Annotated in this window: 5 protein-coding genes; 3 read left to right on the top strand and 2 right to left on the bottom strand. The window is 49.6% G+C overall.

The genetic code is table 11. From position 1 onward, the window contains the following. Positions 1 to 539 precede the first annotated feature (539 nt). Positions 540 to 1,403, top strand: coding sequence for a response regulator (locus VE954_RS06005; protein ID WP_324950679.1), 864 nt, complete (start codon positions 540 to 542; stop codon positions 1,401 to 1,403). Between the two features lie 13 nt (positions 1,404 to 1,416). Here the strand turns inward: VE954_RS06005 and VE954_RS06010 are convergent, their stop codons facing one another. Beyond that, the gene (locus VE954_RS06010) at positions 1,417 to 1,911 is read right to left on the bottom strand and encodes a hypothetical protein (protein ID WP_324950681.1); all 495 of its coding nucleotides are present in this window, start codon (positions 1,909 to 1,911) and stop codon (positions 1,417 to 1,419) included. A 489-nt stretch (positions 1,912 to 2,400) separates the two neighbouring features. On the opposite strand from VE954_RS06010, the gene VE954_RS06015 reads away from it, so the two are divergent. Together VE954_RS06015 and VE954_RS06020 are read left to right on the top strand one after the other, a co-directional pair. Continuing rightward, positions 2,401 to 4,443, top strand: coding sequence for a hypothetical protein (locus tag VE954_RS06015; protein WP_324950683.1), 2,043 nt, complete (start codon positions 2,401 to 2,403; stop codon positions 4,441 to 4,443). 116 nt (positions 4,444 to 4,559) lie between these two features. Beyond that, positions 4,560 to 4,919 (top strand): hypothetical protein, encoded by a 360-nt coding sequence (locus tag VE954_RS06020; protein WP_324950686.1) that lies wholly within the window; start codon positions 4,560 to 4,562, stop codon positions 4,917 to 4,919. 33 nt (positions 4,920 to 4,952) lie between these two features. On the opposite strand, the gene VE954_RS06025 is transcribed toward VE954_RS06020, so the two are convergent. Next, entirely contained in the window at positions 4,953 to 5,489 is a 537-nt protein-coding gene (locus VE954_RS06025; RefSeq protein ID WP_324950687.1) for a hypothetical protein, read from the bottom strand. Positions 5,490 to 5,985 lie beyond the last annotated feature (496 nt).

Consider the following 5,985-nt stretch of genomic DNA (forward strand, 5'->3'; position numbering starts at 1 on the left):
CAGTTCGTCATGGCAATCATTTCACGCATTTGGCACCGATCTGTCAGGAAACTACTCGTTTCGGCATCAGACCCTTGGAGGGGTTTGACGCAGAATTGGGAAAAGTCGGACTTCTGAGATCCAACACCCTCTTTTTCGGCCCTGGTCATTGGGATGTGACAAAGTTGGATGTTTTTCCCATCAGGTAAATCAGATATTGTGGACAAATATCAAAATCCTGTGAGTAATTTTATTTTCTTTGCAAGGAAGCATGAGCATGCACCATGATGAGGTTCTTCAATTTCTGTCACTTCTGAAAAGCCCAGGCGTGGAGTTAAGCAAGGATGATTCGCGGATTCCCGGCAAGATGGCTTTCCTTCTGCTTTCCCGGAGCGAGGAGGGGTGCAAGGATTTTGCGACCAGGGCCATGGAGATATTAAGGCAACACCCTCGTTTTCAAGTCACAAGCCAAAGGTTGAAATTCAGCATCAACATTGGGCCAGCAAATGCTGAATCCAAAATTCGATACAGCATATTTTAACAACGTCGGTGAGGAATAAATGAGTCCTGAAATGGTGGATTTGGGAGGCGGAAGCTCGGTCTATCAGGTTCGTGGTTGGCTGAGGGACATTGGCGGCGGTTTTGACGCGAACCGACGTTCATGGCTGGTTTCCCGTGAAACAGAAGAGGAAGCGCGCCGGGTCATCAGTTCAGGCGGCCCAGGACGGGTGGCTGCCATCCCGGATCTTCTGGAAGTTGATGGCGAATGGGCCGAATTGGACAATAGGCGTGAAATTGAGATTCCGCTTGGACCCAATTTGCCTGCTGTTCATGACCTGATACTTATCTGCCTGAAGGCTCTAATCTCCATTAAGCAGGATCTGCAGCGAAGCACATGGAATGGGCAGGAAGCTGAGAATTTCCTGTGTGCCAGGATTCGCCTCCTGGACACCGGGCATGGCATCGCGCAGATGAGCCGCGCCTTTGAAGCACTTCAGAAAAGATGGGCTCTGCCGGGAGATGCACAGTTTAACCGAAGGGGTTGCCAGGTGAACTTTCTTTTTGTCGACGACGAACCCGAGATCCTTGAGTGGTACGTGGACCTTTTTCGCTTTATGGCTCCCGAAGCAAAACTCACTGTGGCCGCGGACGGCAAGGCGGCCCTGGAGAGCTGCAGGTCCATACAATTTTCGTTGATCGTGACCGATTGCAACATGCCCGATATGGATGGAATGGAGTTCATAAGGCATTTAAGGTCCGAAGGCACTTTGAGCAGGACTGCACCTGTTATCATTGCTTCAGGGCGTGATCTCCCGGTGGATTTTATCGGAAAACATGCCAATGTTCACGAAATTCAAAAACCGATTAACGGCCAAATTTTGCTTAAATTGTCTTCAAAGCTGACAAAAATTCCCATTTTTTAGCGCCATGCGACTGCTAACCGTGATCGTCTTTGCTGCGCCAGTTTCCATGGGTTTCAGCCAGGAATTTGATGTTTGCTCCTAAACTCTGAAATGAAGTACCCTGGAGTGCTCCAATTTGCTCACGGACGTATTTTTTGTCCAAAGGGCCGAACTCAAAAAATATCTCCAGCACCAGATCCTTTAAAAGATCCGCGTGTATGGAAAGCTCGGTCCTGGTGTCCGATATTTTGGATGCTTCGACTGCTATTTTCACGATGTTGAGGCTCACCCGAAGCCTGGCTGCGTCTTCAGTACTCCGCATGATGACTATCAGTGGCAGGTTTAACGGATCATTCAAGGTCTCGTGCTGACCCCACAGCTGGTTTTCTTCGAAGAGTCTTTCCATTAACTTCATGGCAGGCGTAGGAGTTGAACCTGCGAAACGCGCGTGCAGTGCCTGAGATCGACTTTTACGTAGCGCCGTATTGCGTGCTTTGGCGGATCTTAACGCCCGTCTGGTGTTTTTCACAGCTCCTCCCCTGTGTTTAGCAGTTTGATTATACCAGAAGTGCGTTAATGCTTCGGAAGTTGATCCCCCTCGCCGGAGGGTCTTACTGATCCATCCAAAATCCACTCGTCCCGGCGAAGCCCTGCTTCCGGCATTCATGACCGGAATTCTGGGCTCCACATCCAGTGACTTTGCCAATCCGCTGACACTCTTTTTCCAGCGGTGATAAGTTCGAACAGGAGATCACTCCCTTGTGATTATTCGGCAAGCTCACGATGTATTAAAATTAAAAGTTGAAACCAATTGCTCCGGAAAATCTTTATGTACGTCATGAGCCGTGTGATGTGCTCATTGAGAACAGTCTTTGAGAACACTTCTTCTCAATATTTGACGAAAGATGTCTTATCAGCCTTGAAGTCCCTACCCCTTTTCGATATAACCCCGCCTTATTGAATTGGCTCAATCGTGGACCTCCTTGACAGGAATCCGGCAAACAACAGGATGAAACCCATGAGACAAAGGCATCGCCTGCTTCATAAAATTCTCTCCTCCTTACTCGTTTTCCTCATTGCGATTCCACCGGCTCACGCCGATGCCGTGGTTTCAAACGCTAACTCCCTTCAGGGAAAAGGGACCGTCTGGGACAAACTTGCGAGCGACTTATACGAAGGCGAGAGCGGACCTGAAGCGGCGCAAGGAAAGAGTGAGCTTTCCCGACTGCTTTTTGCCGATTATCTGGATTATCTCAATGCCATTGGTCTCGAGCTTGCGGCTTTCCAGGTTTCCAGGCAGGGGGCAAAGGATTTTGAGGACACAGGTGAATGCTCAGAGGCGGCCCTGAAAGCCGAGGATAAAATATTCAGCGATGCCATTGAAGCAGATGCGGGTACATTTATAAACCTCTATTGCAGTTCATATTGCCGGGCGAGAAAGGAATTTGAATTTTCAAAGATCGCCGATTTTGCTCTGAACACTCCGTCGTGTGAAGCCAGAGCCAAAAAAATGCATGATGACTATCACTGTGAGGGTGTTGCAGCAGGCTCTGACCAGCCGGACGAACCTCAGGACTTTGATCTAAACGACTTTGACCTGAGAGCCGATGTTCAGCCGTCGAGCGGCAACGACTTGCCACTTCCCAACTCCGGGCGGAATTCAATTTCCAACTTTCTTCCAGGCCATGAACAAAACAATGCCGGTGGCGTGAATTCAAACAGGGCCGGCTCACCTGATTTATCAACTATTGGAAACTTCGGGCAGACTTTCTCAGCGATTTTGCCCGGGCTTGACAATTCCACCCTGGCCGATTACTCCCCAACCTTTGCCGGGGTTTTGGAAACGAAAAAAGTCGCATGCAAGCAAAAGCGTGACCTCGAACTTGTAGGCGATTTTTTGCCCCGGCAGCCCGATAGCCCCATTGTTCATAAAAATGAAACCATCGATAGTCTGCCCGAAAAAGAGAAGGAAAAGCCTGGAAGAAATCCATTGTGTGATACGGCGCAGGCTACAACACCGTCCGAGTTTGACCAGCTCCGTGCAGCCTATGTAAGGCTTTCGATCGAAAAGGCTTATACCGTCCTTGGCCACTGGCCGATCTTTGATGACGCGGATGTAATCAAAGGCGATTACATGCGTCTTATCCTTTCCCACAGCGACCAGCTGTTTTTCAATGTCCTCGATGATGTGGAGGCCAGCCATAACAGAGCCTGCAACAATGAAACGTCGAAGGCGGATACGGACGTTCAAACAGTTGGTAAGAGCAGCTTCGGTGGCCGGACCTATGCCATAACCCTTTCTCACACCACCCCGGACGAACCACAGGGCAATACAAGTGCCGCCGAAAAGGACGAGGAGCCTGTGACGCTGGCCACCTATTTCAACGCCTCCAGCTCCGTCCCGCAGGCTTTCATTGATGGACTTCTTGGCTCCTCGCAGACAGGAGCGGCAACGCCTGGTGAGATCAGAGCTGCGGAAATCGCGGCCGGGGTCAGGGCCGGGACGTATAGTGTGAACGAAATCGGTACCGAGGCAGCCAAAGGCCCCTACGGCCGGGCTGCTGAAGAGATCGAAAGGAAGACCCGGGAATATCTATCGCAGGGGAATTACGCCGGTCTTAAAACTCTCGCGGCCGGGTTTGTGGGCGGGAGTTTAAGCGGAACCGCGCTGGGAAGCAGCGGAGCCCTGGCGAAGGCCGTCCGTCGCGGGGAACTCTCAATTTTGATCAGGACGGTGCGTGACTTTGTGAGGAGGCCATTTCCTGCCGGTGGTGGGGAAATAGGATCAGTTTCTTTAACCTTGAATTGGGTGAAAAGTGGTGCTTCACATGTCTTTGGAAAAAATTTAGCTAAGCATAAGTTGCAGGATTTTCTAGCTCACCATGGAGGCGATCGTATTTCGGCTTACATGGCTATAAGAACAGAAGCACAGAAGCTGGCAGATAGAGGTTTAGTGCGTGGAATATTTGAAAAGCCACTGGCGGTTGATGGCTTCACAATAACAGTAAGAGGAATTGTTCTTAACGGAGTTGTTAGAATCAATACAGCTTTCATTCCATAGGGGGCGAGTTGATACTGTTCGCTTGAGCCAGCTAAACTATTGCGAAATTTTCGCATGCAATCGAGGTCAGTATGAAAATATTTACGCAATATTTAACCAATTCTTAGGATATCTCTATGGGATTGAATGATTTGGAAAGACAGGTCATCAAAGCATTTTTAGCTTCCGTGAAAGTTGAAACGATTCAAGATTCCATCTTCAATGAAATCGAAGTCATTGAGCGCCACTCAACTGAAATGGGTTTCTTAACAGAAATCAAAACTCCAAATAGACTAGTGTGCAATTCTTTAGCAGAAAATTACAGGGGTGGAAATATTGGGGCAAAATTAAACAATGGTACTACCAATGCTGGATTTTTAATCTACTTGGAAGGCCATTGTATCAGCGCTGTTGAGGGTTACGATATTTTGAGTGAGCACTGGCCTGCCGTTGTCAGTGATTACAGCTTATATCTAATCGACTTTAATATCGGTTAAATGGAGCAGGGTTCCGGGAAGAAATCTGAAAATTTAAGCTTCAGGTTTGGATTTTTTCACGATCTTCGGCCGATCTGAGGGCTGGGAACGGTGCTCGATGACAGGGCTTGCCTCCCGGGAAGCCTTGTGCTTGCCGTGAATCTCGCTCGTCCTCGCTTTCAGCTTTTCCCGCCACCGTTCGAAATCCGCCAGATATATGGAGCGGTCGGGCTCTCGCACATCCAGGGCACCCTCCTTCATTTTCGGCCACACCCTTTCAAAGAACATATCGTTAAATTCTCGGATATGCCGCCGGCGATTCATGAACTCTTCCGATCCGGTCACCAGAGCATGTACATCGGAAGCCTTCAGGACTTCATCACGGGAGAGCTGAACTGCAGCTGCCGCAAATATGATGGCCCACTCAGGGTGAAGGCGGCCAGGATCCTTGAGCCGTTTGAAAAGATCGAATATCCATTCCCCATAAAGCTCTTTGAAAGTGAGGTATTCAAGCGGTGAAAATCGGATGAACGGGAAATAGCCGAGGCTCCTGGCCTCTGCGGTGAAGTCGGGACTTGGATCCGTGTTCATGATTCCCGCCTTGACATCGAAAGGTCGGAATCAGGAATTTCCATCCTCTCACAGTCATGCCTTGTTCTGTCGAGGTCGGGATGCTGCCCCCCGGGGCTGCCTTCGTCCTCAGGCAAAAGAGTATCCTTCATACTGATCCCGCCTTTCCATTGCGCAGTCCTGGGAGTATCGGCTAGCTGCCGTGATCATGGCCGAACCTTTATTGCTTGCGCTTCCAGCTGCCAGGCCAGGAACTTGAGTGAAAATGTGCCGCCATCCGAGGCGGCACTCAAAGGGCCTGTCACCAGAAATTCTTTCTACCGGATTCAAATTTTGCATATCACTTCGCGTTTTTCCACAAAAAACCATGGTGCGGAACGGGTTCGGATTCAAAGGTTGATTGTTCCCGGGTTCAGGGCGGCTTCTGCCAGGATCTTCAAAAAATTGGCTCTTCAATATCCCACCCATTGATTGGTTTATCGATAACGTGCACATTTGCGTGCACCCTTAGCATGCC

Origin of the sequence: Oligoflexus sp., assembly GCF_035638955.1 — a bacterium.
Classification (GTDB): domain Bacteria; phylum Bdellovibrionota_B; class Oligoflexia; order Oligoflexales; family Oligoflexaceae; genus Oligoflexus.

Bases quoted from the DNA above. Each gene is read 5' to 3' on its own strand.
- VE954_RS06025 (WP_324950687.1), bottom strand. From the start codon at position 5,489: ATGAACACGGATCCAAGTCCCGACTTCACCGCAGAGGCCAGGAGCCTC.
- VE954_RS06005 (WP_324950679.1), top strand. From the start codon at position 540: ATGAGTCCTGAAATGGTGGATTTGGGAGGCGGAAGCTCGGTCTATCAG.
- VE954_RS06020 (WP_324950686.1), top strand. From the start codon at position 4,560: ATGGGATTGAATGATTTGGAAAGACAGGTCATCAAAGCATTTTTAGCT.
- VE954_RS06015 (WP_324950683.1), top strand. From the start codon at position 2,401: ATGAGACAAAGGCATCGCCTGCTTCATAAAATTCTCTCCTCCTTACTC.